Origin of the sequence: Aquamicrobium sp. LC103 (assembly GCF_001014615.2) — a bacterium.
Lineage (GTDB): Bacteria > Pseudomonadota > Alphaproteobacteria > Rhizobiales > Rhizobiaceae > LBCQ02.
This window is the reverse complement of sequence record NZ_LBCQ02000006.1, coordinates 99,012-121,835: the sequence shown is the minus strand read 5'-3', so window position 1 is coordinate 121,835 and position 22,824 is coordinate 99,012. Positions and strand designations below refer to the sequence as shown.

The window sequence follows — 22,824 nt, the reverse complement described above, 5'->3', positions numbered from 1 at the left end:
CGCAATGGCTCTTCCCGTCCGCAAAACCGCTTTCATCATGCTGGGTGTCCTGGCGGTCGGCGCGGTTCTCTACTGGACCTTCCGCCCGCAGCCGGTTCCGGTCGATCTCGCGACGATCGGGCGTGCCGATCTCGCGGTGACCGTCGTCGACGACGGCAAGAGCCGCATCCGCGACGTCTATGCGGTTTCCGCGCCGGTCGCGGGAACGGTTCGGCGCACGCCCGGCCGCGTCGGCGACAAGGTCGAGGCCGGCAGGACGGTGGTGGCGAGGATCCAGCCGGCCGCGCCCGGCTTCCTCGACGCCCGCACGCTGCGCGAGGCGCAGGCCGCGCTTGCGGCGGCGAATGCCGCGGTCGAGCTGGCCGACGCGCAATTGCGCGAAGCGGAAGTCGACGCCACCTTCGCGCGCAGCGAATTGCAGCGCGTCCGCACGCTTTCAGGCCGCAACGTCATCTCCGACCGTACGCTGGAGGAGGCGCAGGCGACCGTGGCACGCGCCGAGGCGCGCGTGGCCAGCGCGCAAGCCGCGATCGACATGCGCAGGCGAGAGCAGGAAAGCGCGGAGGCGCGGCTCATCGGCCCGGAGGGCGGCGAACTGGGCGAGGTGTGTTGCGTGGACGTTCGTTCGCCGGTCGACGGCGAAATCCTCGCGATCCATCACGAGAGCGAGGCGGTGGTGGCCGCCGGCACGCCGCTGGTGGAAGTCGGCGACCGCGCGGACCTGGAGATCGTCGCCGAGCTTCTTTCCTCCGACGCGGTTCGCATTTCGCCTGGGGCCTCGGCAACGATCGAAGGCTGGGGTGGCCCGCCTCTGGAGGCGGAGGTCCACAGGGTCGAGCCGGCAGGCTTCACCAAGGTCTCGGCACTCGGCATCGAGGAGCAGCGGGTCAATACCGTCCTCAACCTGCGCGCGCCGCCGGAGGAGCGCCGCGATCTCGGCCATGGATACCGCGTCATCGTGCGCGTCGTGGTGGAGGAGCACGGCGACGTGCCGGTCGTGCCGCTCGGCGCGCTGTTCCGTCAGGGGCGGGACTGGGCGGTCTTTACCGTCGGCACGGACGGGCAGGCCGAGTTGCGGCCGATCGAGGTGGGTGCGCGCGACGCCCGCAACACCGTCATCCAGTCGGGACTTTCCGAGGGCGACCGCGTGATCCTGCATCCGAGCGACCGGGTCACAGAGGGCACCGTCGTGACGGAACGCTAGACGGCCTTTGGCACAAGCAATTCGGTTTTCCCCTTCCAGCCCGATGCGCTAGGACGGGGGTGGCATGATATCACTGGAGTTCTGACCGAATGGCCGAGGAAACCGTTTCGCATTTCGACGTCATCGTCGCCGGCGCGGGGATCGCGGGCGCATCGGTGGCGGCCGAGCTTGCCGGCGCGCGGCGCGTCCTGCTTCTCGAGCGCGAAAGCCAGCCCGGCTATCACACCACCGGGCGCTCGGCCGCCTTGTTTTCGCAGACTTATGGTCCATCCACGATCCGTGCGCTCACTCGCGCGTCGGCTCCCTTCTTCCGCGCGCCTCCAAAGGGGTTTGCCGAGAATCCTCTCTTGTCGCCCCGCCTGGTGCTGATGACCGGGCGCGAGGAGCAGAGGCAAAGCGTCGAGAGAACCTTCGCGGAGGTTTCCGGCCGCGGCGATGCCAGGCTGGTCTCGGCGGAAGAGGCGCGCAGGCTGATGCCGCTCCTGCGGGAGGATCACGCGGCGGCGGCCTTCGTCGAACTCGACGCCGCCGACATCGACGTCCACGCGCTGCATCATGGCTATCTGCGCATGCTGAAGGAGAAGGGCGGGCGGCTTGAAACCGGCGCCGAAGTGCTGGGCCTCGCCCATGACGGCGCCGACTGGCGCGTAGAGACCCGCAAGGGGGAGTTCCGTGCGCCCGTCTTCGTCAATGCTTCCGGCGCCTGGGCGGACGAGATCGCCGTGATCGCGGGCGTTACCGGTATCGGGCTGGTGCCCAAGCGGCGCACCGCCGCGATGATCGCCGCGCCCGAAGGCGCCTCGCCCGACGGATGGGCGATGGTCGTCGACATCGACGAGGAGTTCTATCTAAAGCCCGACGCCGGCAGGCTGCTGGTGTCGCCCGCCGACGAGACGCCGTCGGCGCCCTGCGACGCCCAGCCGGAGGAGATCGACGTCGCGATCTGCATCGATCGCATCGAGACGGCTTTCAACATCAAGGTCTCGCGCGTCGAGAACAAATGGGCAGGGCTGCGCAGCTTCGTGGCCGACAAGGTTCCCGTGGCCGGATATGCGCCCGGCGTGCAAGGCTTCTTCTGGCTGGCGGGGCAGGGCGGCTACGGCATTCAGTCCGCACCCGGACTATCGAGGACAGCCGCGGCTCTGGTGCTCGGTATGGACATTCCTGCCGACATCTCCGATCAGGGCGTCGAGAAATCCGCGCTCGCAGCGGATCGTCCGGCGCTTTCCTCATAAGCGTCGGACTTTCTGCCGTCTTCGGATCTATGTTGCCGCTTGCCGATTGGCGGGGATGGTGATTTCCTTCCCTTCTTTGGAACAGGAACCGCAGCCTTGTACGGACATATTCTCGTCCCCACCGACGGTTCGGAATTCGCTCACAAAGGCGTAGCGCATGGGCTCGCACTCGCCAAACGGCTCGGCAGCAAGGTCACCGTGATCGTCGCCACGGAGCCTTTTCCGACGATGGGCAGGGTGGCGTCGGCGGGCTGGATCGCGGACGAGGACGATATCGACCGTTACGATTCCCGGCAGAAGAAGTTCGCCGGGGAAGTGCTCAAGTCGGTCCAGACCGAAGCCGAGAAGCTCGGCGTTGAGGCGGGCACGCTCCATGTCCCCGATGAATGGGCGGCGGCCGCGATCGTGGACTGCGCCCGCGAGCTGGGCTGCGACCTGATCGTGATGGCCTCGCATGGCCGGCGCGGCATAGACCGCCTGATGCTCGGAAGCCAGACTGCGGAAGTGGTGAACCAGTCGATCATTCCGGTGCTGGTCGTGCGCTGAGGCGAACCCGCCGAGCGTTCTCGATTTCCTTGCTACAGGCACTCGAATTTACGAGCGTTTCCGCGTGCGCGAAATCTTGACTTCAACTGTCATTTTTCCGGGAGAAAGTAATGCTCCATGGGAAATACAGTAAGCACATAATTAACTAATTAATAGCAGCATTAATTATGCTTTTCACGAGGCGCTTTCGTTCTTCGCGAAATCGACGGCGCTCGAAGGGCACAGCGTCGGGTCCGACGGGGTGATCACCGCATCGTTAGGGCAGGACGCGAGGGGAGCGCATCGTCTCGCGCGGCTGCATTCCCTAGGGGTGGTTCAGCAATGTCGACTGTGACCGCGGCCACGGATGGGCGTCCGTGACCAATGTAGTGAAACGCCGGTAGGGGGCCCCTATGATCTCTTTCTTTCCGAACGCGGCATCGGATGCCAAGGCCATTCTGGCCGCGATGCAGAAATCACAGGCCGTCATCCAGTTCGATCTCGACGGCAAGATTCTTCATGCGAATGAAAATTTCTGCGCCGCCATGGGCTATGAGCTATCCGAGATCGTCGGGAGGCATCACCGTATCTTTGTCGATCCGGCTGAGGCCGAGAGCGCCGGCTACCGAGAATTCTGGGCACGGCTCGCCCGAGGAGAATTCGACAGCCGCCAATACAAGCGGTTCGGCAAGGGCGGCAAGGAAATCTGGATCGAGGCTTCCTACAATCCGGTTTTCCGCAACGGCAAGCCGTACAAGGTGGTGAAGTTCGCCACCGACATCACCGATGTGAAACGCAAGGCCGTCGAGGATGCGGGAAAGCTCGAAGCGATCTCACGCTCGCAGGCCGTCATCGAATTCGCGCCCGACGGCACCATCCTCACGGCAAACACGAATTTCTGCGCGACGGTCGGCTACGAGCTTTCCGAGATCGTCGGCAAGCATCACCGCATGTTCTGCGACGCCGACTACACCGCTTCGCCGGCATATGGGCAATTCTGGGAGAGCCTTGCGCGCGGCGAATTCATCTCCAACGAATTCAGGCGCGTGGGCAAGGGCGGAAAGGAAGTGTGGATCCAGGCCGCCTACAATCCCGTCGTCGATTTCAACGGCAAGGTCTACAAGGTGGTGAAATTTGCCACCGACGTGTCGGAGCGCATGACGGCGATTTCCGCGTTGGGCACGGGGCTGAAAGCACTCGCCGACGGAGACCTGACGGTCGGCCTCGAGAGCCGGTTCGTGCCTTCGATGGAGCAGGTGCGGCACGACTTCAACCTGGCCGTTTGCAGGCTTCGGCAGGCGATGCAGGAGGTGGCGGCGAACGCCGGCACAATTTCCTCCGCCTCGGGCGAGATCCGGTCGGCGGCCGACGATCTTTCCAAGCGGACCGAGCAGCAGGCGGCGTCGGTGGAGCAGACGGCGGCCGCGATGACCGAAGTCACCGCGACGGTGTCGGATTCCAGCAAGCGGGCGCAGGAAGCCGGTGAACTCGTTTCGAAGACGCGCGCCAATGCCGAGCATTCCGGCGAGGTGGTCGGAAGGGCGATCGAAGCGATGGGCGCGATCGAAACCTCGTCGCGCCAGATTTCCAACATCATCGGCATGATCGACGAGATCGCCTTCCAGACCAATCTCCTCGCGTTGAACGCCGGCGTCGAGGCGGCGCGGGCGGGCGAGGCCGGACGCGGCTTCGCCGTGGTCGCCCAGGAGGTGCGCGAGCTCGCACAGCGATCCGCCGGCGCCGCCAAGGAGATCAAACAACTGATCGGTACGTCGGGCGAGCAGGTGCGCAACGGGGTTGAGCTCGTCGGCGAGACCGGCGAGGCGCTCGAGGAGATGATCGGCCAGGTCGAGGAGATCAGCGTCAACGTTGCCGCGATCGTCGCCAGCGCCAAGGAGCAGGCGATCAGCCTGGCCGAGGTCAACCAGGCGATCAGCACGATAGACAAGGGCACGCAGCAGAACGCCGCCATGGTGGAGGAATCCACCGCCGCCAGCCACACGCTGGCGAAGCAGGCCGCATCGCTCTTCTCGCTGATCGGCAAGTTCAGGACGGGCGAGGCCAAGGTTGCCCAACCTCCGTCGCGGGAAGGCGCGCGCCCAGCGATGGCGCCGCAGCGCCTGTCGGTGGGAAATGCTGCTCTCGCGCTTGCCGAGGCGGCGGCTTCGGATGCGGAGGATTGGGAGGATTTCTGAGGCCCTGGTAGCCTCGCGCATCGCGCTGCGCGGCGTCCGGCGATTGCGACTGCGCGGGCTTGTAAACACACGAGATTTCATCGGTTTAAAGAAAGTCATGCCTCCCGTGGCTGACAGCGAAGCATTTCACGCGCAAAACTCCCCGCGGGATCGAAGACCGTCGCCTCTCGGCAATACCTGACGATACACAGGAAGGAGAGGGACATGATGAAACGAAGACTGATCGCCGCGATTGGCGCGGTGATGCTTGTGGCTGGCTGTCAGGCCAGCTCGGACCCGCAGGTGCAGGCGCGCAATCATGAATTCGGCTGCGTGGCCGGTACCGTCGGCGGCGCGATCGTCGGCGGCCTCATCGGCAGCACCATCGGAGCCGGCAGCGGAGCGGTGCTTGCAACTGCCGCGGGCATTGGCGGCGGTGGCTTCCTTGGCAACCGCCTGGCATGTCGTTGAGGGAGGATCGCACCATGCGTAGAACCATGATCGCCACCGGATTCCTGCTTCTCGGCACCGGCTTCGCCGCGGCGCAGCAGGCCCCCGCGCCGCAACAAGCACCAGCACCGCAGCAGGCTCCCACAGGCCAGCAGGCGCCGGCGGCGCAGGATCCGTCCGCAATCCACGAAGGTCATCTCAACCAGCTCGACACCAACAAGGACGGTAGCGTCGACCAGGCGGAGTATCAGACCTTCATGACCGGTGCTTTCGCACGGCTGGACACCAATGGCGACGGCTTTCTGAGCCAGTCCGATCTCGCCAGCCTGCTGACGCCCCAGCAATTCGCCACTGTCGACGCCAATGGCGACGGGCGCGTGAGCCGCGAGGAATTCATGGGCCAGGTGATGAAGGACTTCGCCGCCGCCGACCGCACCAGGGACGGCCAACTGAAATAATCCCCGCCGGCGCCGAGCGAGCCGCCTTGCGGACCCGTTCGCCGTTGGCGGAATGCTTCTCCCGGACGCCGCCAGCCCGCCTTCAAGGCTCCGGTTTCCGGGCGCGTGTCAGGCGATCGCGTCGACCAGTTCCGCGGCTTGTTGAATTGCGGCCTCCTGATGCGGGCGAAGCTCCTGGCCGGGATAGGCGACGAAGCCCGCCAGGAAGGGATCGTCGATCTCCGTCCTGATGCCGGAAAGCTGTTCCAGCACGGCCAGCCCGCAATAGGGAACATAGGCGGCGGAGTAACCGCCCTCGTGCGACATCACCAGCCTGCCGCCGCAAAGCTCGGCGGCGGCGTCCATCAGCATGTGCGTCATCTCGCGGTAGGTCTCGCTGTGCAGCATCATGCGCCCGAGCGGATCGGCCGCCGATGCGTCGAAGCCCGACGGCACGACGATCAGGTCGGGCCGATAGCGGCGCAGCACCGGCAGCACCACGCGTTCGAAGGCGGCGATGTACGCGCCATGGCCGCAACCGGCGGGCAGGGGGATGTTTATGTTGTAGCCCTTGCCCTCTCCTTCTCCACGCTCCTCGAGCCGCCCTGAATCATGGGGATAGAGACCCTCCTGGTGGATCGAAATCGTCAACACCGAAGGATCGGAATAGAAGGCCGATTGCGTACCGTTGCCGTGATGGACGTCCCAGTCGACGGTCGCCACACGGCCGAACTTGTGCCTGAGGCGGTTCTTCAGGATGGCGACGGGCACGTTACCGAAGAGACAGAAGCCGAGGCCCCGGCCGCGTTCGGCGTGGTGGCCGGGCGGGCGCACCAGCGCATAGCCGTTGTCGACTTCGCCCTTGAGCACCGCATCCATGAGCGAGGACGTCCCGCCGGCGGCCAGGCATGCGATCTCGTAGCTGCCCTTGCCGTAGGGCGTCGAGTAGCCCCTGTCGCCATGTTCCTTGCTGCGCGCCCTGACGCGGCGGATATAGTCGCGGTCGTGGAAGAGGGCGAGATCGTCCTCGGTGACCGGCTCGGAGCGGATCGCGACGAGCTTTTCAGAAAGTCCCGAAACTTCGATGAGATTGCGGAAACGCCTTTTGGTGTTCGCGTTCTCGGCATGCTCTCCCGGCTCGATGACGAGCCCTGGCTGGTAGAACAGGGCGGCGTTGCCGTTGTCGTGCCACAGATAGAGTTCGTGAAAATTCCAGCCGGTCGCCATTCGCTGTCCCTCCATTTCGCCACCCTGCAGATCGCGCGACCGCCCCCTGCAATCCGCGCAATGCGCAGGTTGGATGCGGGCAGCCATTATGTGATGACCTGTTCTTATAATACAATTAACATGGCAATTGGATACGGTTTGATGCTTTTCAGTTCAACAAAATTATGAAATAGTGCTTCTCACAGATGGAGAGGGTACCCATGCGCAAGATCGGCGGTCACGGGAAACGGCTGTCCTATTACGATTTCGGGCATACGACCGTTTATGCCTCGCGCTTCGACAAGCGCTTCGCTTATTGCGCCTACGTGCCGCAGGATTACGACGAGGATGGGCACGAGTCCTATCCGCTGGCGGTGATCGTTCACGGAACCGAGCGGGGGATGCTCGCCTATCGCGACGCCTTTGCCGATTTCGCCGAGGACAACGGCGTCATCGTGCTCTGCCCGCTGTTTCCGGCCAATATCTGCTTTCCCGGCGATCTCTCATCCTACAAGATGCTGCGGGCGGGCGACCTGCACTATGACGCCGTGCTGCTCGACATGGTCGAGGAGATGCGCGAACGTTACCGCATCGCCGGCGACCGGGTGCTGATGTACGGGTTTTCCGGCGGCGGTCACTTCACCCATCGCTTTCTCTACCTTCACCCCGAACGGCTGCTGGCGGCATCCATCGGCGCGCCGGGCGTGGTGACGCTGCTCGACTTCGACCATGATTTCTGGGTCGGCGTGCGCGATTTCGAGATCGTTTTCGGCAAGAAGCTCGACCTCGACGCGATCCGCCGCGTGCCGGCGCAGATGGTGATCGGCGGCGCGGATCTCGAAACATGGGAAATCGCCATCACGCCCAAGGATGCCTGGTGGATGCCCGGCGCGGACCTCGCGGGCGCGACCCGCATCGATCGCATCCGGTCGCTGAAGCGAAGCCTCGAGAACCAGGGAATGAGCGTCCGGCTCGATGTGGTGCCGGGCGTCGCACATGACGACCGGGAGCTTTTCCCGCAGGTGAAGGATTTTTTCAAGAAGGCGTTGAGCGAGGTCCGCGCGCGCGCCTGAGCCAGAATGCTTCGCGGACGAACAAGCGGAGAAAAAAATGGGAACACGAACAAGAACAATGGGATTGGCGCTCGGAGCCTCGCTTGCCGGGGCTATGCTGCTGGTGCTGGCAGGCACGGCGATCGCGCAGGAGCCGAAGCAGGGCGGAACACTGACAGTCCGCATCAATGCCGACATGCGCTCGACCGACGGTATCGATCGCGACGCCAACAGCGACACGATCCTGCACCATATATTCGAGACGTTGGTGGGCTATCGCGACGACCTGACGATCGGACCGGTGCTTGCCGAATCGTGGGAGCTTTCGCAGGACGAACGCACCTACAGCTTCAAGCTGCGCGAGGGTGCCACCTATCACGACGGTGACCCGGTCACGTCGGCGGACGTGAAATGGAACTGGGAACGCCGAATGGACCCGGCCAATGAGTGGCGCTGCATTCCCTTCTTCGACGGCAGCCAGGGGCTCGAGATCCAGTCTGTGGAGACCCCGGACGATCGGACGGTCGTCTTCACTCTCGAAGAGCCGAACGCGCTGTTCCTCGCCCAGCTCGCCAACATCCAGTGCAACGGATGGATCGCGAGCCCGAAGAATGTGGGTGACGACGGCAAATGGATCGACGGTTCCGCCATCGGCAGCGGACCGTTCAAGCTCGCCGAATGGGAGAAGGGGCAATATGTCGCCCTCGAACGCTACGACGACTATCGCCCGCTGAAGGAAGAGCGCAGCGGCATGACCGGCGACCGCACGGCCTATGTCGACGCTGTCCGCTTCATGATCATTCCCGACACGGCCGCGGCGGAGACGGCGCTGTTCGCCGGCGAGATCGACGTGATGGCGAACATGGAGCCGTCACGGACGAACGACGCCAAGGCGCGCGGCGCCAACGTGCTGTCGACGCCGGGGCTTGCCTGGACGACCATCCTCGTCCAGACCAACGACCCGCTGATGTCGGACGTCAGAATGCGCCGCGCCATCGCGCATGCGATCGACTTCAAGCAGATCGCGCAGACGCGCACGGAAGGCCAGGCAGGCTTCAACCCGTCGGGCGTGGCGCAGGCAAGTGTCTTCTTCGACGACGATTTCCTCGCCTGGCCCGAATACGACCCGGCCGCCGCCCAGGCACTGCTCGCCGAGGCAGGCTATTCCGGGCAGCCCATCAAGCTCCAGACCAACACCCGCTACCAGGGCATGTACGAGAATTCGGTGATCGTGCAGGCCATGCTGCAGGCGGCAGGCATCAATGCCGAGCTGGAAGTGCTCGACTGGGCGGCCCAGCTCGACAATTATCTGGCCGGCAAGTTTCAGCTTCAGTCCTTCGGCTATTCGGCCCGGCTCGACCCGTCGCTGATCTATGGCATCCTGGTCGGGGACAAGGAAGCCACGCCGACCCTGCAGTGGGAGAACGAGGAGGCCCACACGCTCTACCTGGAATCGACTCGGACCACCGATGTCGAGAAGCGCAAGGAGATCTTCAAGAAGATACATGCGCTGATGGAGCAGGACGTCCCGATCCTCGGCCTCTATTTTGAGATGGTGACCGACGCGGTCGGCGGCAAAGTCCATGGCTACGAAGTGTGGCCGGGCGACAAGCCGCGCGCCTGGGGTGTCTGGAAGGAATAGCCGGCGGTTCGATGCCGAGCGGTTGGGGGCGGGAAAACCCGCCCCTTTCCGCGGGAGCGCCGCCAGCATCGCCGGGCACCCGGAAACAGTGAAGGATGACGCCATGCGTACCTCCGATCTCCCCGTCATCGATTGCCCCGCCGAGCCACGCGAACGCGGTCGCGTGCATGGCGAGACCTTGCGCGCGGTGATCGGCGAAAAGATCGGGCGCTGGCACGAGGCGATCGACGTGGCTTATGGTGCCAGCTCCGAGATCTTCCTGCCGCGTTTTCTTGCCGGTACCGATTTTCGATCGGCGATCGCCCGTCATGCACCCGACCTTCTCGAGGAGGTGGCAGGCATTGCCGAGGGCGCGGACATCGATGCCGAAACCGTCTACGCCATGCAGCTCATGGACGAGGAGTGGTGGTTCGGAAAATCGCGCGGCGACGGTCATTGCTCCAGCCTCGCGATGGCACCGACCGGCGACGGGCCAACCATGGTCGGCCAGACCATGGACCTGCCGCGCTGGCACGAAGGCGCCCAGGCATTGCTGAGAATCACCGAGATGGATGGCAGCGAGACCATGGTCTTCACGTCTGCCGGAATGGTTGGTCTCAACGGCGTTTCCGGCCGAGGGCTCGGCATCTGCGTCAACACGCTCGCCCAGCTCGGTGTCAGCCCGAAGGGTCTACCCGTCGCCTTCGTCATGAGGCGCGCGCTTGCCCGAGGAAGCGTTGCCGGGGCGGCGGGCTTCCTGCGCTCGGTAGGCCATGCCTCCGGCCAGAACTACCAGCTCGGCGACCGCTACGGGATAGCAACGCTCGAATGCTCGGCGGGCGGCGCGGCTGTGCTCGAGATCGAGGGCGGCCGCTCGCTCCACACCAACCATCCGCTCGTCAGCCGCGACGCGCTCAGTCCGGATATCCCGCTGCACGGCAGCGACAATTCTCGCGCACGCCTCGAAAGCCTGAGGGCCGACCTCGCGCCATCCGAAAAAGCGGTTGTCGATGTGGAGGCGGTGAAGACGGCGCTTTCCGCTTGCCGCGCAGGCGGCGAGGTCTCGATCGAACCGTCCCCGTCTTCACCCGTGACGGAGGCGACGACTTTCGGCGCGATGGTTTGCGAGATCGGCGACGCGGTCGAGCTTTCGATCTCCGCCGGTCCGCCGAGCACCGAAAGCTGGCGGAGCTTCACTCTTCGATCAGCCTGACCTCGTCGCCGAGCGAGATCGCTCCGGGTCCTTCGATGGCGCAGAGCACGCCGAAGCCGCCATTGCCGTGCTGCGCGATCCGGTGGAGCACGGCAGGCTCGAAGGTGAGTTCTCCCTGGGCGAGCGCGGTGAAGGAGCAGCGCGCGCAGGGCTCGGATATCGCGATCACGGCGTTGCCTATCGCCACGCGCTTTCCAACGAAGCGGTGTTCCGCGAAACCTTCCAGTTCCGGAACGGTCTCGATGACGATGTTCGGCCGGAAGCGGCGGCCGTCGATTTCATTCGGGTCCGGGACCAGCGCCGCAAGCGCTTTCAGCGAGGCGGTCGTCAGCACATGCAGGTCGGCGCGCTGATAGCGCGGTGCGACGAAGCCTTCCCTCTCGGTCTCGAAGGGCACATGCGGCTTGAGCGCGACGGGCATGTCGAGGAAGGACGAGGCGAGCGCCTCGGCCTCGACGGAAGCGGCATCGAACCAGTCGCCGTTGCCCTTGCCGATCTGTGGCGTGTCTCCCGCCAGCCTGGAGAAGAGATTGGGCAGCGGCCGCCAATATCTGCGCTTCTCTGGTCCGGCCACCTCGCCGTCCTCGCGCCGCGCAACTCCCCAGATGCGGTCGCCCGCGATGCCGCCGGCGGCAAGTTTTGTTCCGTCGAGCCGCTCGCCACCCATCGAGCTCACCGGATAGCGCCAGATTTCGGCGATCTTGCCAATCGGCTTCATGCCGCGGCTTCCCTTCCGTCGCGCGCTGTTTGCAGGGTTCTCGCGAACCAGGCCTGAACCGGCTCGAGCATCTGCCGCCCATCATGGCCGGCACCGGGCACGACGTCCTGCTCCACCGCCACACCATGCGCCTCCAGGCTTTCGCGCAGCGCGGCCATGCGCTCGATGCGATTCGCCTCGGCCAGCCTCTCGGCGCCGTTCATCCACCAATCGTCTGCGGGTGTAAGGCGGATTTCCCAGGTTTCCGTGTCCTCCGCGCCGATCACCAGATGGACCGGCACCCGGCGTATCGCGTCGAGATCGAGCTGCTTGCCGAAGACGGTTTCGAAGTCGCGCACGCCGATCCAGAAATCATGCTCGAAGTCGAGCAGCGTGACGATGCCGGGCGCGCCGACCGATGCGCCGAGCAGGCGCTCCGGATGGAGATAGAGGAAGCGGTGGGTGAAATGCCCGCCGCCCGAAAAACCATGCAGCAGGAAGCGGTCGTCGCGCAGGCGGTAGCGCTCGCCTACCTCGGCCACCATGTCGAGCAGCACGCGGTCGTAGTCGATGCCGCCCTGGCGCAGAAGCTTGTAGCTCGAAAGCTCGCCGGGCGCGGTCATGCCGGCGGGAAACAGGGGTGCGAGCACCACGGCGCGCCGCGCCTCCGCGAAGCCGGCGAAGGCCGTGCGGTAGTGCTCGGCCCAGCGGGCGGTGCCGTGGATGAGCACGACGAGATCGAGACGCTCGCTGCCGTCGAACTCGTAGTCCTGCGGTACGTAGAGGCAATAGGAGAAGCGCGGGTCGCGGCGCGAGGCGAAATAAGGCGTGGGGCCGCGGTCGTAATAGCCGAGCCGGCCGGACATTCCGCCTTCCTGAAGCCTGGGCATGGTCCAACTCATGCGTTCGCCGCCTCCTTCTTCCTGTCGCCGGCACCGGCGAAGCGGCGATCGAGCAACATCGCCGCGTCGAGCAGCGTGCGCGTGTATTCGTGCCGCGGACGATCGAATATATCATCGCGCGCGCCGATTTCGACGATGCGCCCATCCTGCATCACCGCGACGCGGTCGGCGACCTGCTCCACCGCACCGAGATCGTGCGAAACGAACAGGCAGGCGAAGCCGTAGCGCTCCTGCAGCGAGCGGATCAGAAGCAGAATCTGCTTCTGCACCGTCATGTCGAGTGCCGACACCGGCTCGTCGGCGACCACGAACGCCGGTCGGCGGACGATGGCACGGGCGATCGCGACCCGCTGGCGCTGGCCGCCCGAAAGCTGATGCGGCAGCCGGCGCATGAATTCGGCGGGCAGGCCGACCTCGGCGAAGACTTCAGCCACCCGCGCCTTGCGCGCCTCGCGGCCCATGTTCGGGTCCAGCTTCAGCGGCTCGCCGACGATCTGCTCGATGCGCTGACGCGGGTCGAGGGAGGAATAGGGGTCCTGGAAGATGATCTGCATATTGCGGCGCTGCTCGCGCGCCACGGGTCCGCTTCCCAACGCGACGGGCTGGCCGCGAAATGCGATGGAACCGCTGGAAGGCCGCACCAGCCCCATGATCGCGCGCCCGAGCGTGGTCTTGCCCGAGCCGGACGCGCCGACGAGCGCCAGCGTCTCGCCGCGCTTCACCGTCAGGTCGACGCCATGGACGGCGCGCTTCGCCTCCGCGCGTCCGAAGAGCCGTGCGCGACCCGGATAGTCGATCACCACATCCTGAACCTCGACCAGCGGTTCGTCCTCGTCATTGCCGCGAGTGCCGGCGCCGCCGCGGCGCGGCAGGGCGTCGACCAGCTTGCGGGTATATTCGTGCCGCGGCGCGGAGAGGACGTCCGCGCTTCGTCCCTGCTCGACGGCCTCGCCTTGGCGCATCACCACGACGTCGCGCACATAGTGCGAGACCATGCCGAGATCGTGGCTGATGAGGAGCACGGCGGTACCGTTTTCCTGCGTCAGCTCAACCATCAGGTCGAGCACGTCGCGCTGGACCAGCGTGTCGAGCGCCGTCGTCGGCTCGTCGGCGATCAGCAGCTTCGGTTTCAGCAGCATCACGGAAGCGAGCATGATGCGCTGGCGCATGCCGCCCGAGAATTCATGCGGATAGGCGGCGAGGCATTTCCCCGGATTCTGGATGCGTATGCGCTCCAGCATGGCGAGCGAACGGTCGCGTATCTCGGCCGCCGGCAGGGAGCGATGCAGCCTGAGCCCCTCGGCCATCTGCTCGCCGATGGTCATGGACGGGTTGAGCGACACCATTGGTTCCTGGAAGACCATGCCGATGCGCGCGCCGCGGATCTGCCGCAGCACCGACGGTTCGAGGCGCGTGAGGTCGCGGCCTTCGAACTCGATCGCGCTTTCGGGCGCGATCACCAGCGGTGGCGGCAGGAGGTTGAGCACCGCGCGCGCGGCCATCGTCTTGCCGGAGCCTGATTCGCCCACGAGCGCGAGCATGTCGCCGGCGCGAAGGTCGAAATCGAGCCCGTCCACCACGCGCACTCCACCCGGACGGACCTCGACGCGGAGATTGCGGACCGAGAGCAGGGGAGAGCGATCCGTTTCGGCCAGCATCGTCGTTCAAACCTTCATCTTCGGGTCGAGCCAGTCGCGAACCGCATCGCCCAGCATGTTCACGCCGAGAAGCGTGACGGCGATGCAGAGGCCCGGCAGGACGATCATGTGCGGCGCCTGCGAGATGAACGGACGCGCGGTGGAAAGCATGTTGCCCCAGCTCGGCGCCGGCGGCGGCACGCCGAGGCCGAGGAAGCTGAGCGCGCTCTCCGACAGCACGATCCAGCCGAACATGGTGGTCGCGAGCACGGTGACCGGAGCGATGCAATTGGGCAGGACATGGCGCGCCATGGTGACGAACTCGCTGTTGCCCATCACGCGCGAGGCTTCGACATATTCCCGCTCGCGGATCGACATCACCGCGGCGCGCACGACGCGGACGACGACCGGCATATAAGCGAGACCGAGCGCGATGATGATGCCGTTGCGGCTGGCGCCGAACACCGCCATGAAGCCGAGCGCCAGCAGCAGGCCGGGAAAGGCCAGGAACGCGTCGTTGAAAGTCATGATGATGCGGTCGACATAGCCGCGCAGAAAACCCGCGAGCACGCCGAAGAATACGCCGGTGACGAGCGCGAAGGCCACGGTCGAGACGGCTATGAGCGCGCTGGTGCGTGCGCCGTAGAGCAGGCGGCTCAGCATGTCGCGGCCGAACTCGTCGGCGCCGAGCAGGTTCACGGAGGTCGGCCCGCTCATCCGGGCGGAGAGGTTGAGCGTCAGCGGATTGTGGGGCGCCAGCCACGGGCCAAACAGCGCGGCCAGGATGAGCAGGGTCACGATCGCGCCACCGAGAACGGCGTTGAAACGGAAGGTCGGAAGGCCCAGGGCACGAGCGATCATGCGGTCACCCTCGGATCGAGCAGCGGATAGACGAGGTCGACCAGCAGGTTGACCATCACATAGAGGAAGGCGATGAAGAGCATGCAGCCTTGGACGACCGGATAGTCGCGGGCATAGATGCTTTCGACCAGCAGGCGGCCCAGTCCGGGAATGGTGAAGACGGTCTCGATCACCGCGATGTTGGCGAGCAGGCTGCCGAGGATCAGGCCGATCAGCGTCCAGGTCGGCGCGAAGGCGTTCCTGAAGGCGTGGCGCCACATCACCGCCGTCTCCGAAAGCCCTTTCGCGCGGGCATGGGTGATGTATTCGAGCCGCGCCACCTCGATCGTGCTGGCGCGCGCCATGCGGGCGATGGAGCCGGACTCCACCAGAACGAGCGTAATCACCGGCATGACGATGAACAGGAGCGCCTGGCCGAAATCCCGGCTGAAGGGGACGTAGCCGACGATCGGCAGCCACCCCAGCGTCAGCCCGAACACCATCATCAGCATGAGGCCCATCCAGAAACTCGGGATGGACAGGAACAGCGTCGCGGTGGCGATGACGGCGATGTCGCGGGCGCTGTCCTGCCGCCAGGCGGCGATCATGCCGGCCGGCACGGCGATCACGGTTGCGAAGAAGACGGCGACGAGCACGATCGTCGCCGAGACGGAGAAGCGGTCGAGGATCAGCGGCAGGACGGACTGGCGCGAGGAGATCGAGACGCCGAAATCCCCCGTCAGCACGTCTCCCATCCAGATGAAATATTGCAGCGCAATGGGCTGATCGAGACCCATCTGCCGCCGCATCGCCTCGACCTGGCCGGGCTGGGCGAGATCGCCCAGCATCAACGTTGCCGGGTCGCCCGGAATGAGGCGCATCATCACGAAGACGGTCAACGACACGATGAGGATCGTGGGAATGGCGCTGGCTACGCGGGACAGGAAGAAACGGCCCATTTGTGCTTTGCTCTCCTTCTTCCTTTCCCGATCGTTCGACCCGCTTCAGGCTGCGCGTTCGGCCGGTTCGACGTCCATGGCCAATTCGTAGCGCGTGAAGTCGCGGTTGATCGCGGGCAGCGGCGCTATCTCCATCACGCCTTCGCCCGGCTCCATCACGATCATGGCGACGGTTGCCGAGAGGTTCCCGCCCTCCTTCACCAGCGGCGGCCGACAAACGCAGAAGGGTGTGGCGAAGTCGTCGAAGAGCGCGGACTTTAGATCGTCCAGGACGATATCGCCGCTTCTACCCTGGAGGGCTGTGCGCACCCGCTGGTCGCGGTAGAGGCTGTCAGGCACTTCGGCCAGCCCCGTCTCCTTGAGCTTCGAAAGCGCGACGGAGCTCTGCCAGTGATTGGCGTGCACGATCATGTCGCCTTGCGGATAGACCGCGAAGGCCTCGTCGGGAGCGCATTCGAGATCGACCGCGAACCCCTCGGCCGTGCTGATCATCATGTTGTTGGAGCCGGATTTCGGCGTGATCGCGACGACGCGCAGCGCCATGGCGAAGTGCCTCGCCTCGAGCACCCTGCGGCGGATGAACGGCAGGGGGATGCCGAGACGACGATAGTCGCGATCCGATTCCAGATAGTTCGCGGTGATCGCGATGCCGGCGGAGTTGAAGCCGCTTCGGGCGAGCCCGCCGGCCTCGGTGAAGGTGAGGATGTCCGGTCCGTCGTCGCGGCGGATGCGCAGAACGATCGAGGTTTCCGCGCATTCGGCCTTCCAGTCCCAGTTCTGGCCGTGCAGAACCTTGCCGTTGCGTGTGGCGGCCGGCAGCACCACGGCCCCGGTGCAGCCGTCCGGCTCGCCATCGACGACGCCGCGCTCGCGCTTGGCAAGTTGCAGCACCTCGGTGCGGGCGTTGACCAGCACGACCGAGGAGAGCGGCAGATTTGCTCCCGCCGCTATCCCCTCCATTTCCTCGACGAGGTCAGGCGCCCATTTCGCCGTTTCCGGCATGAAGGTGGCTATGAAGCGCTCGATGTCGTCCTGCGTGCAACCCATTCGCCTCAGGCTGGCGACGTAGAGTTCAGCCGAGAGGCCGATCCTCTCCCGCGCCTGCTCACCATAGGCATGGCCGCGTGCGCGCGGTGCGCCGTCGACTTCGATCAGGGGAAAGGGCGTGGTTTGGTTCATGAACGAAAGGCTTTCATGTCGGGAAGATGGGTCACTATAATGCATTTTGATTATATGAAAAGCATAAACTTTAGAGTTATCCCCACTGCGAACTTCCATGTTCCGAGCTATAATGCGATCAGGGAGTACCGCTCATGGACACACCAACAGCCGCGCATGGCGAGGGCGCAAGCCCGCTTCAGATCGATCTGGCGCGACGGATCCTGGAGCGCATCCGCGACGCCGGATGGGCGGCGGGAACGCGGGTTTCCGTGCCGGAGCTGGCGCGTGCCTTCGGCGTCTCGCGCTCGCCGGTGAGCGCGGCGCTCGAGTTGCTCGTTCAGCAAGGCGTGCTCGCGCCGATGCCGACGCGCGGCCTTCAGGTCGCGCGCGACGTTTCCGATCTCGACGCGGCGGCGCTGCTGCCGAACTCTCCCATGGAGGATCTCTATCGCCGCATGATGCGCGAGCGCGCGCTCGGCGAGCTGCCACAGGAAGTGTCGGAAGCCGAACTCATTCCGCGCTACGGCGTCTCGCGCGGCGTCATCCGCAAGCTGCTCATGCGGTTCGCCGCCGAGGGCCTCGTTCAGCGGCTGCCCGGCCATGGCTGGCGCTTCGCCGACACGCTGGTCGACGAGGACGCCTATCTCGAAAGCTACGAGTTCCGCATCGCCGTCGAATGCGCCGCGCTCGGCTCGCCGCGCTTCAAGGCCGATCCGCAGCAACTGCTCGCGTTGCGCCGCGCGCATGAACGCATCCTCGAAGATCGGGGGCGCGATACGGGCGGCGACGAGTGGTTCCGCGTCAACGCCGCCTTCCACGAGAAGCTGGTCGCGTTCTCGGGCAACCGCTTCCTGACCGATGCCGTGCGCCAGCAGAACAATCTGCGGCGCATGCAGGAATCCGCTGCCTTCCACGAACTGCCGGCCGAACGCATCGAGCAGTCGTGCAAGGAGCATCTGGCGATCCTCGATGCCGTCGAGGCGGGGGAGATGGAATGGGCCGAGGCGCTCCTGCGCCGCCATCTGCGCGAGGCTTCCGATTTCAGGTGGAAGCCGGAACCGCCCCGTCAGTCCGCCCTCAGCCGATAGCCGACGCCGGTCTCGGTGAGGATCAAGTGCGGCTGTTCCGGATCGGCTTCGATCTTCTGCCGGAGCTGGCGGATATAGATGCGAAGGTACTGGACGTCGGTCTCGCCGCCCCAGACCTCGTTGAGAAGCATGCGGTGCGTGAGAACCTTGCCGGCATGCGCCACCAGCGTGCGCAATATGTCGTATTCCTTCGGCGAGAGCTTCACCTCCTCGTCCCGCACCCGCACGATTCGACGCACCAGGTCGACGGAGAGGTCGCTGCTGCGGAACACCGGCTGCTCTCCCTGCCGCTGCAGGCGGTGACGCAGGGCCGTTCTGATCCTGGCCAGCAACTCCTCCGTGCCGAAGGGCTTGGTCACGTAGTCGTCGGCCCCGAGGTCGAGCGCCTCGACCTTGCCGCGCTCGTCCGTGCGGCTGGACAGCACCAGTATCGGCAATGACGAGCCCTGGTCGCGCAGCAGGCGGATAAGCTCGCTGCCCTGCATGTCGGGCAGGCCGAGGTCGAGAATGACGAGGTCGGGTTCGGAGCTTTCGATCTCCGCGAGCGCTTCGCTGCCGGTCGCCGCCTCGGCAACCTGGAAGCCCTGAGAGGCGAGGCTTGTCCGCAAGAGGCGGCGGATCGGCGGCTCGTCGTCCACGATCAGGATCTTTGTGGGAAGGCCGCTCATGTTTCCGCTTCCGTTGTCCGCTGGTCGTCCGAAGGCACCGGCAAGGTAATGGTGAACACCGCCCCGGTCCGGTCGTTCCGGCTTGCAGCTTCTATCGTCCCCCCCATGGCTTCGACGAAGCCGCGGCAGATGGCAAGTCCCAAGCCGGTTCCGGCGCGCTGGCTGTCGCTTTTGCGGACCCGGTAGAATTTGTCGAAGATGCGCGGCAGGTCCTCCAGCGGAATGCCTTCGCCCTCGTCGAGCACCTGAAGATGCACGGCGTCGCCGTCGCGCCAGCCCCGGATGCCGATGGCGGAGCCCGGCGGCGCGTATTTCACGGCATTGTCGAGCAGGTTGAACAATACCTGTTCGAACAACACGGCATCGAGCCTCACCATCGGCAGGTCGGGCGCGATGCGGCGCTCGAGGCGGTGGCCGGCAAGCATCTTCTCCGCCCGCCGCAGCGTGCTCGCCACCACCTCGCCGATGTAGAGCAGATCCATGTTCGGCTCGACGGCGCCGGATTCCAGCCGCGTCATGTCGAGCAGGTTGGCGATGAAGCGGTTGAGCCGCTCGGCCTCCTCTTGAATGGTCGAAAGCAGCTCCTCGCGATCGGCGGCGCTGAGTCCGGAAAGGGTGCGCAGCCCCGCCGAGGCGCCGAGGATCGAGGCGAGCGGCGTGCGCAGATCATGCGAGATCGAGGTGAGCAGCGCCGAGCGCAGGCGATCCTTCTCGGCGGCGCGCTCCGCCTTGTCGACATCCTCCGCGAGATTGACCCGCTCGATGGCAAGCGCCGCCTGGTCGGTGAGCGCGTCGAGAAGCCGGCGCTGGTCCGGGTCGAGGATCGGCCCGGACTTGTCGTTGTCGATGCCGACGACGCCGACCGGACCCCGGCCGGTCCGCATCGGCAGGAACAGGCGCCTGGCGCCCGGGAGGGTGTCGGCGCCGCGTCCGGCCGGCCGGTTGTTCTCCCAGCTCCACTTCGCCGCCGCCAGATCCGCTTCCTCGGCAACGTCCTCCGGCGGCCAGGCCGCGCTCAGCGCCAGCGATCCGTCGTCGGGGAGGAACAGGACAACGCGGACCTGCAGCATCGCCGAGACCTGCGAGGCGGTGACCCACAGAAGATCATCGAGCGAGGCGGTCCCCGCCAGTTTGCGGCTGAACAGATAGAGGTCCTCGGTGGTCTTGGCGCGCCGTCGCGCCACCATTGCCTGGCGGCGGACGCTCGCCGTCAGATTGCTCGCGATCAGCGCCACCACCAGGAAGAAGAACAGCGCGACGACGTTCTCCGGATTGCTGATGGTGAAGGTGTAATGCGGCGATAGGAAAAAGAAGTTGAAGGCGAGCACGCTGAGGCCGCTGACGAACAGGGCGGGCCACAAGCCGTAGGTGACGGCGCAGACCAGCACGGCCATGAGGAAAACCAGCGCGACGTTCTGGACATCGAGTATCCGGGTCAGCAGCACGCCGATGCCGAGCGCGATTGCGACGAGACCGGCTCCCACCAGATAGGGCCTCGGGTTGGCCGGGGGAGAGGCGGCCTTGCGCGTCGCCACCGTCTTGGCGGCGATCTGGTTCTGCTCGTGCCCGGTGATGACATGCACGGCGATGTCGCCTGCCGACCGGACGATCTCGTTGGTGATCGATCCGAACAGCACCTCATGGAGGCGCGAGCGCTTGCTGCGGCCGATGACGAGATGGGTGAAATTGTTCGCCTCCGCGTAGCGGATGATGTCCTTGGCCAGCTCGCCGCCGGGGATGGTGACGGATTGGCCGCCGAGTTTTTCGGCGAGCCGCATCGTGTCGGCGATGCGGTCGCGCTGCGCTTCCGTCAGGCGCATCGCTTGCGCGGTTTCGACGTAAAGCGCCTGCCACGGCGCGCGCAGCCGCTCGGCCATCCGGCGGGCATAGCGGACCAGCGCCAGGGCTTTCTCGTGCTCGTTGACGACGACCAGCACGCGCTCGCCGGCCGCCCAGGGGCCGGAGATCGCATGCGCCTGCATGTGGGTGAGGAGCTGCTGGTCGACGCGCTGCGCGGTACGCCGCAGCGCCAGCTCGCGCAGCGCGGTCAAATTGCCGAGCGAGAAATAGTGCTTCAGCGCGCGCTGCGCCGTCTTCGGCACGTAGACCTTGCCTTCCTTCAGGCGCTGGATGAGGTCGGCGGGGGTGAGATCGATCACTTCGATCTCATCGGCGCGGTCGATGAAATGGTCCGGCACCGTCTCCCTCACCCTTATGCGGGTGATCTGGGCGACGACGTCGTTGAGACTTTCGAAATGCTGGATGTTGACGGTGGTGTAGACGTCGATACCGGCGGCGAGCAGGTCCTCGACATCCATGTAGCGCTTGGGATGGCGGCTGCCTTCGGCGTTGGTGTGGGCGAGTTCGTCGACGAGCGCCAGTTGCGGCCTTCGTTTCAGAATTGCGTCGAGGTCCATCTCCTCGAGCGGACGTCCCTTGTAGTCAATGCGGCGGAGCGGGACGATCTCGAAGCCCTGAACGAGGGCCTGGGTGTCCGCGCGCCCGTGCGTCTCGACCACGCCGATGACGACGTCGATGCCCTCCCGCCGCCGCGCCGCCGCGCTGAGCAGCATTTCGTAGGTCTTGCCGACGCCGGGCGCCGCGCCCAGAAATACCTTCAGCCGACCGCGGGTCTCGCGCTCGGCTTGCTCCAGAAGTGCCTCGGGAGAGGGACGTTTGTCCCGGTTGGACTGTTCGGCCATTGCTTGCGTCAGGGTCCGCTTTCCTCGATCAGCATGGAGTAGAGCTCGCCGCTGTTCCTTGCCTGCCGAAGTTTTGCCAGGGTTTCGGCGTTTCGCAAGCCGCGGCATGCGCCGGCGAGCGTCCGCAGCAGTTCGGCCGACGCGTGATAGTCACCGATGATGGCGCAGACGAGGTCGACCGGCCGGTCGTCTCCTGCTTCGAAATCTATCGGGCGGGCGAGCCGCAGAAAGACGGCGTGCGCGCGGCCCGCGCCCTGGATGCGGGCATGCGGCGCGGCCACGCCATGTCCGACCGCTGTCGAGCCGAGGCTTTCCCGGTCGACCAGCGCCTTGAATATTTCCGCTTCCGGAAGGTTGGACGAGGCGGCAAGCAGGCGCGCCGCCTGTAGCAGTACCTGTTTCACCGTCGGCGCATCGACGCCGATCGCGACGTCCTCGGGCCTGAAGATTTCGGACGAAGTGAGCATGGCCTGGATCCTCATTCTGCGGTCTCGGCATCGAGCGCGAGATTGAGGCGAAGCACGTTGACCCGGGGCTCGCCGAAGATGCCCAGCGTCCTGTCCTCGACATACCCGGCGACGATCTCGCGCAGGCGCTCCTCGGATATGCCGCGCGCCTTTGCGACGCGCGGCACCTGGAAGCTTGCCGCTTCCGGCGAGATGTCCGGATCGAGCCCGCTTCCCGACGCGGTCACGAGGTCGACGGGCATGGCGGCGTTCGGGTTCTCGTTCTTCAGCGCCGAAGCGTCGGCTGTGACGCGCTCGATCAGTTTCGCGCTGGTCGGGCCGAGATTGGAGCCGCCCGAGGCGGCTGCGTCGTAGCCGTCGCCGGCCGCCGAGGGACGGGGATGGAAGTACTGCTCGCCGGAGAAGGCCTGGCCGATCAGCGACGAGCCGATCACCTGTCCGTCGCGTTCGATCAGGCTGCCATTGGCCTGCACGGGAAAGAGCGATTGCGCGATGCCGGTGACGGCGAGCGGATAGGCGAGCCCGGTGACGAGCGTGAGGGCCACGATCATCGTGAGGGCGGGGCGAAGATGGGAAAACATGGTCG

Annotated in this window: 21 protein-coding genes; 10 read left to right on the top strand and 11 right to left on the bottom strand. The window is 65.6% G+C overall.

Annotation, left to right across the window (positions count from 1 at the left end; all coding sequences use genetic code 11):
* Nucleotides 1-4: 4 nt before the first annotated feature.
* From XW59_RS13210 to XW59_RS13185, 6 genes are all read left to right on the top strand, one after another.
* Entirely contained in the window at nt 5-1,204 is a 1,200-nt protein-coding gene (locus XW59_RS13210) for an efflux RND transporter periplasmic adaptor subunit (RefSeq protein ID WP_047145814.1), read from the top strand.
* Between the two features lie 89 nt (nt 1,205-1,293).
* Nucleotides 1,294-2,439, top strand: a complete 1,146-nt coding sequence (locus XW59_RS13205; protein ID WP_047145813.1) for an FAD-binding oxidoreductase — start codon at nt 1,294-1,296, stop codon at nt 2,437-2,439.
* Between the two features lie 96 nt (nt 2,440-2,535).
* Complete coding sequence (locus tag XW59_RS13200) at nt 2,536-2,985, top strand: universal stress protein (RefSeq protein WP_047145812.1); 450 nt, start codon at nt 2,536-2,538, stop codon at nt 2,983-2,985.
* Between the two features lie 392 nt (nt 2,986-3,377).
* Entirely contained in the window at nt 3,378-5,159 is a 1,782-nt protein-coding gene (locus tag XW59_RS13195; RefSeq protein ID WP_047145811.1) for a PAS domain-containing methyl-accepting chemotaxis protein, read from the top strand.
* 243 nt (nt 5,160-5,402) lie between these two features.
* Nucleotides 5,403-5,609 carry a hypothetical protein gene (locus XW59_RS13190; protein WP_246666093.1) on the top strand — a complete coding sequence of 69 codons (207 nt, stop codon included), beginning with the start codon at nt 5,403-5,405 and terminating at the stop codon, nt 5,607-5,609.
* 14 nt (nt 5,610-5,623) lie between these two features.
* On the top strand, nt 5,624-6,046 hold the full coding sequence (locus XW59_RS13185) for an EF-hand domain-containing protein (RefSeq protein ID WP_246666084.1): 423 nt from the start codon (nt 5,624-5,626) through the stop codon (nt 6,044-6,046).
* Between the two features lie 108 nt (nt 6,047-6,154).
* Here XW59_RS13185 and XW59_RS13180 read toward each other — a convergent pair whose 3' ends face one another.
* Nucleotides 6,155-7,252: a class II histone deacetylase gene (locus tag XW59_RS13180; RefSeq protein WP_047145809.1), complete on the bottom strand. Its 1,098-nt coding sequence runs from the start codon at nt 7,250-7,252 to the stop codon at nt 6,155-6,157.
* Nucleotides 7,253-7,452: 200 nt separating this feature from the next.
* Between XW59_RS13180 and XW59_RS13175 the strand changes: the two genes are divergently transcribed.
* The 3 genes from XW59_RS13175 (at nt 7,453) to XW59_RS13165 (ending at nt 11,117) form a co-directional block, all read left to right on the top strand.
* Complete coding sequence (locus XW59_RS13175; RefSeq protein ID WP_082137584.1) at nt 7,453-8,304, top strand: hydrolase; 852 nt, start codon at nt 7,453-7,455, stop codon at nt 8,302-8,304.
* Nucleotides 8,305-8,341: 37 nt separating this feature from the next.
* Entirely contained in the window at nt 8,342-9,925 is a 1,584-nt protein-coding gene (locus XW59_RS13170) for an ABC transporter substrate-binding protein (RefSeq protein ID WP_082137583.1), read from the top strand.
* Between the two features lie 103 nt (nt 9,926-10,028).
* Nucleotides 10,029-11,117, top strand: a complete 1,089-nt coding sequence (locus XW59_RS13165) for a C45 family peptidase (protein ID WP_047146026.1) — start codon at nt 10,029-10,031, stop codon at nt 11,115-11,117.
* On the opposite strand, the gene XW59_RS13160 is transcribed toward XW59_RS13165, so the two are convergent.
* Genes XW59_RS13160 through XW59_RS13135 form a run of 6 tightly spaced genes read right to left on the bottom strand, consistent with a single transcriptional unit; the run spans nt 11,098 to nt 17,331 of the window.
* Nucleotides 11,098-11,835: an MOSC domain-containing protein gene (locus XW59_RS13160; RefSeq protein ID WP_047145806.1), complete on the bottom strand. Its 738-nt coding sequence runs from the start codon at nt 11,833-11,835 to the stop codon at nt 11,098-11,100. The genes XW59_RS13165 and XW59_RS13160 overlap by 20 nt on opposite strands.
* Nucleotides 11,832-12,716, bottom strand: coding sequence for a hydrolase (locus XW59_RS13155; RefSeq protein WP_047145805.1), 885 nt, complete (start codon nt 12,714-12,716; stop codon nt 11,832-11,834). The genes XW59_RS13160 and XW59_RS13155 overlap by 4 nt, the downstream gene beginning before the upstream one ends.
* Complete coding sequence (locus tag XW59_RS13150) at nt 12,713-14,374, bottom strand: ABC transporter ATP-binding protein (RefSeq protein WP_047145804.1); 1,662 nt, start codon at nt 14,372-14,374, stop codon at nt 12,713-12,715. The genes XW59_RS13155 and XW59_RS13150 overlap by 4 nt, the downstream gene beginning before the upstream one ends.
* A 6-nt stretch (nt 14,375-14,380) precedes the next feature.
* On the bottom strand, nt 14,381-15,214 hold the full coding sequence (locus XW59_RS13145) for an ABC transporter permease (RefSeq protein WP_047145803.1): 834 nt from the start codon (nt 15,212-15,214) through the stop codon (nt 14,381-14,383).
* On the bottom strand, nt 15,211-16,152 hold the full coding sequence (locus XW59_RS13140; protein WP_047145802.1) for an ABC transporter permease: 942 nt from the start codon (nt 16,150-16,152) through the stop codon (nt 15,211-15,213). The genes XW59_RS13145 and XW59_RS13140 overlap by 4 nt, the downstream gene beginning before the upstream one ends.
* Nucleotides 16,153-16,197: 45 nt before the next feature.
* Nucleotides 16,198-17,331, bottom strand: coding sequence for a C45 family peptidase (locus XW59_RS13135; protein WP_047145801.1), 1,134 nt, complete (start codon nt 17,329-17,331; stop codon nt 16,198-16,200).
* A 134-nt stretch (nt 17,332-17,465) separates the two neighbouring features.
* Here XW59_RS13135 and XW59_RS13130 point away from each other — a divergent pair, with 134 nt between their 5' ends.
* Nucleotides 17,466-18,401 (top strand): GntR family transcriptional regulator, encoded by a 936-nt coding sequence (locus XW59_RS13130; RefSeq protein ID WP_047145800.1) that lies wholly within the window; start codon nt 17,466-17,468, stop codon nt 18,399-18,401.
* Here the strand turns inward: XW59_RS13130 and XW59_RS13125 are convergent.
* From XW59_RS13125 to kdpC, 4 genes are read right to left on the bottom strand one after another with little or no spacing between them, the layout of a single operon-like run.
* Nucleotides 18,380-19,069 (bottom strand): response regulator, encoded by a 690-nt coding sequence (locus XW59_RS13125; protein ID WP_047145799.1) that lies wholly within the window; start codon nt 19,067-19,069, stop codon nt 18,380-18,382. The genes XW59_RS13130 and XW59_RS13125 overlap by 22 nt on opposite strands.
* The gene (locus tag XW59_RS13120) at nt 19,066-21,771 is read right to left on the bottom strand and encodes a sensor histidine kinase KdpD (protein ID WP_137327023.1); all 2,706 of its coding nucleotides are present in this window, start codon (nt 21,769-21,771) and stop codon (nt 19,066-19,068) included. Before XW59_RS13120 ends, XW59_RS13125 begins: the two co-directional genes overlap by 4 nt.
* An 8-nt stretch (nt 21,772-21,779) precedes the next feature.
* Entirely contained in the window at nt 21,780-22,238 is a 459-nt protein-coding gene (locus tag XW59_RS13115) for a PTS sugar transporter subunit IIA (protein WP_047146025.1), read from the bottom strand.
* An 11-nt stretch (nt 22,239-22,249) separates the two neighbouring features.
* On the bottom strand, nt 22,250-22,819 hold the full coding sequence (gene kdpC / locus XW59_RS13110) for a potassium-transporting ATPase subunit KdpC (protein ID WP_047145798.1): 570 nt from the start codon (nt 22,817-22,819) through the stop codon (nt 22,250-22,252).
* Nucleotides 22,820-22,824: the final 5 nt, after the last annotated feature.

Coding starts and splice junctions, on each gene's coding strand:
- XW59_RS13210 (WP_047145814.1), top strand. CDS start 5: ATGGCTCTTCCCGTCCGCAAAACCGCTTTCATCATGCTGGGTGTCCTG.
- XW59_RS13205 (WP_047145813.1), top strand. CDS start 1,294: ATGGCCGAGGAAACCGTTTCGCATTTCGACGTCATCGTCGCCGGCGCG.
- XW59_RS13195 (WP_047145811.1), top strand. CDS start 3,378: ATGATCTCTTTCTTTCCGAACGCGGCATCGGATGCCAAGGCCATTCTG.
- XW59_RS13190 (WP_246666093.1), top strand. CDS start 5,403: ATGCTTGTGGCTGGCTGTCAGGCCAGCTCGGACCCGCAGGTGCAGGCG.
- XW59_RS13185 (WP_246666084.1), top strand. CDS start 5,624: ATGCGTAGAACCATGATCGCCACCGGATTCCTGCTTCTCGGCACCGGC.
- XW59_RS13180 (WP_047145809.1), bottom strand. CDS start 7,252: ATGGCGACCGGCTGGAATTTTCACGAACTCTATCTGTGGCACGACAAC.
- XW59_RS13175 (WP_082137584.1), top strand. CDS start 7,453: ATGCGCAAGATCGGCGGTCACGGGAAACGGCTGTCCTATTACGATTTC.
- XW59_RS13170 (WP_082137583.1), top strand. CDS start 8,342: ATGGGAACACGAACAAGAACAATGGGATTGGCGCTCGGAGCCTCGCTT.
- XW59_RS13165 (WP_047146026.1), top strand. CDS start 10,029: ATGCGTACCTCCGATCTCCCCGTCATCGATTGCCCCGCCGAGCCACGC.
- XW59_RS13160 (WP_047145806.1), bottom strand. CDS start 11,835: ATGAAGCCGATTGGCAAGATCGCCGAAATCTGGCGCTATCCGGTGAGC.
- XW59_RS13155 (WP_047145805.1), bottom strand. CDS start 12,716: ATGAGTTGGACCATGCCCAGGCTTCAGGAAGGCGGAATGTCCGGCCGG.
- XW59_RS13150 (WP_047145804.1), bottom strand. CDS start 14,374: ATGCTGGCCGAAACGGATCGCTCTCCCCTGCTCTCGGTCCGCAATCTC.
- XW59_RS13145 (WP_047145803.1), bottom strand. CDS start 15,214: ATGATCGCTCGTGCCCTGGGCCTTCCGACCTTCCGTTTCAACGCCGTT.
- XW59_RS13140 (WP_047145802.1), bottom strand. CDS start 16,152: ATGGGCCGTTTCTTCCTGTCCCGCGTAGCCAGCGCCATTCCCACGATC.
- XW59_RS13135 (WP_047145801.1), bottom strand. CDS start 17,331: ATGAACCAAACCACGCCCTTTCCCCTGATCGAAGTCGACGGCGCACCG.
- XW59_RS13130 (WP_047145800.1), top strand. CDS start 17,466: ATGGACACACCAACAGCCGCGCATGGCGAGGGCGCAAGCCCGCTTCAG.
- XW59_RS13125 (WP_047145799.1), bottom strand. CDS start 19,069: ATGAGCGGCCTTCCCACAAAGATCCTGATCGTGGACGACGAGCCGCCG.
- XW59_RS13120 (WP_137327023.1), bottom strand. CDS start 21,771: ATGGCCGAACAGTCCAACCGGGACAAACGTCCCTCTCCCGAGGCACTT.
- XW59_RS13115 (WP_047146025.1), bottom strand. CDS start 22,238: ATGCTCACTTCGTCCGAAATCTTCAGGCCCGAGGACGTCGCGATCGGC.
- kdpC (WP_047145798.1), bottom strand. CDS start 22,819: ATGTTTTCCCATCTTCGCCCCGCCCTCACGATGATCGTGGCCCTCACG.